The sequence below is a fragment of the Rubellimicrobium rubrum genome (assembly GCF_006152115.1).
Taxonomy (GTDB): Bacteria; Pseudomonadota; Alphaproteobacteria; order Rhodobacterales; family Rhodobacteraceae; genus Rubellimicrobium; species Rubellimicrobium rubrum.
The window spans coordinates 1-1,394 of record NZ_VDFU01000097.1 but is presented as its reverse complement, the minus strand read 5'-3'; the positions used below and the strand labels follow the sequence as shown (position 1 = coordinate 1,394).

Below are 1,394 nucleotides of genomic sequence, written 5' to 3'. Positions count from 1 at the left end.
TCCTCATCGCCCATATACGCCTCCTCACCCGCCGCATCGCAAGCCATTGCGCATGCTGAAAGAGTTCCGAGTCAGGCTCTAAGTTCTTCGACATGAGGACGATGAGGAACGTCTATCACCTACCATCTGGGGTTACGCGGTCCCGACCAGTGTGAGCGGGCTGAACCGCTGGCCACTCGAACTGAAGCAGGAGGTCGTTCATCGGCTCGTTGAAAGCCGCAAGGCAAAGGCTTTGGCTAACTAACTGCGCACCTCGCATGAGTTGGTGCGGAAGTGGTGGCTCAAGATGAAACTGGAAGGCTACTGCCTGCCTCGGGTGGGTGATCCTTTCGCCGAGATCCACGTTCCTGATGTCAAAGAGACAGGTACAACGGGCGCAGCAAACGCGACCGCCGCGGCTGGTCCGATCATCGTCTCTGCGAACCGTTCTACGGTAAACGGGCTGACGTTCGAGACGGAGCGTAACATCATCCTGGAGGACCTAACTATGCTTCTTCGGGCCATGGGGAGGGTGCGATGATCGCTCCCGCGCACGACTGCAGTTGCACCTTGCCACCCAGCCCGTCGATTTCCGCAAGGGTGTGGACGGGCTAGCGGCCTACGTGAAAGCGAACCTCGAGCACGACCCGTACAGCGGGTCGCTCTTCGTCTTTCGGTAGAAGTGCGGGAACCGGATGAAGGTGCCCCTATGGGACGGGACGGGGCCACTCAATGGGGACCGGTCACTAGACAGGGATTTCCTGCTTCGCCGCATCAATGAGTTGAAACCCCATCGACTCCTCTCCTTGGCGAGAAAAGCCGTGGCCCGATTCAGGATCTCGCGCTTATGCCGTAGCAGATTGAACTCAGCGATCAGGTCCTCGTGCCAGTCCTGGGGTGGCCGCTCCATCTGCGCATCACCGCGGCCATCAATCCAAGCGCGCAGAGTGGAGAGCCCAATGCCGAGGTCGACGGCGATCTTGCGACGGGGCCGCCCGCTCGTGTGAGCAAGGCGCCCCGTCACGGAACTCGGGGGTGAAGCGCTTCCTCGGTTCTGGCATGGGAGACCTCATCCTTCATGGAAGATCTCTCCACTTCTTCGAAGCAAGTCCACGTTGCGTCTCGCACGTCGTGTAGCGCCGACGCAGCTTCACGTGGCCAGCCATGCGGGCACAGACATTGGATCAGGCGATGGCCCAAGGTCTCGACAAATGCCTTCATCGGGAACCGTCCTTGCCGGTCTACGCCTAGCTGTCCCAAAGACGTCTGCGGATGGCATGCAGAGCCCTGTCGCAAACATTGTTCCAGCGCAATGTTTCCGCGCGCGCTCTCCTGCATGGTGTTTGTGACACGCAATAGAGGAGAAGATCATGCTGTCGCGCAGAGCTGCCCTGATGGTTGGCGCCGGGCTCGCC

Annotated in this window: 1 protein-coding gene and 1 pseudogene; one reads left to right on the top strand and one right to left on the bottom strand. The window is 60.1% G+C overall.

What is annotated here, in order from left to right:
* Positions 1-542 precede the first annotated feature (542 nt).
* Complete coding sequence (gene tnpB, locus FHG66_RS23065) at positions 543-659, top strand: IS66 family insertion sequence element accessory protein TnpB (RefSeq protein WP_176556401.1); 117 nt, start codon at positions 543-545, stop codon at positions 657-659.
* A gap of 69 nt (positions 660-728) precedes the next feature.
* On the opposite strand, the pseudogene FHG66_RS22555 reads toward tnpB, so the two are convergent.
* Positions 729-1,040: pseudogene (locus FHG66_RS22555) on the bottom strand (transposase); the annotation flags it as partial.
* Between the last annotated feature and the right edge of the window lie 354 nt (positions 1,041-1,394).